Here is a 472-nt window from a genome sequence, read left to right as displayed (position 1 = left end):
GCGTGGGAATTCTATGTCCAGGAAGACGGGCTCACTGCTGGTTTGATCGTGGCCAAACACGAAGGGCACAAGTACATCAAGACGACGGCCGACGGCATTCAGCCAGACAGTCTTCTTTCACTCGCTGAGTGCCCCGTATGATCCCAATCTCACACCCGCAAGCAGCACGGGCGCGACTCGGCGTCGACAATGCGAGCGACGCTGTCCCCGCCACACCCGCGCTGCCGGTGAAGCTAGCAGCAACGTGGCTCGGCGCCCGAATGGAGGTAGAGCGCTGTCCCTGCCACATGCCGCCAACTTCGGGGCCAGCCTCAGCGACGAAAGAAGCTGACCGCTTCCCGCGGGGGGAGTCTAGCCCACGGGACCTCAAGTTGTATGGGCGAAAAGTCTGCCTGGCACCTACCAGCACCAGTGGGTTGCCGCGCCCCCCGCGTGCATGCCATATCAAAGTGCTCGGCCTGCAAATGTTCGA

The 472-nt window shown here is 62.3% G+C and carries 1 protein-coding gene; it reads left to right on the top strand.

From position 1 onward, the window contains the following. A partial coding sequence (locus tag AC5ZFO_RS48285) for a DUF3892 domain-containing protein (protein WP_496124309.1) occupies window positions 1-141 on the top strand: 141 nt, incomplete at its 5' end. Window positions 142-472: the final 331 nt, after the last annotated feature.

Source organism: Bradyrhizobium sp. Unk1 (assembly GCF_059512345.1).
The sequence above is the reverse complement of the archived record's forward strand: the minus strand, read 5'-3'. Positions and strand labels throughout refer to the sequence as shown.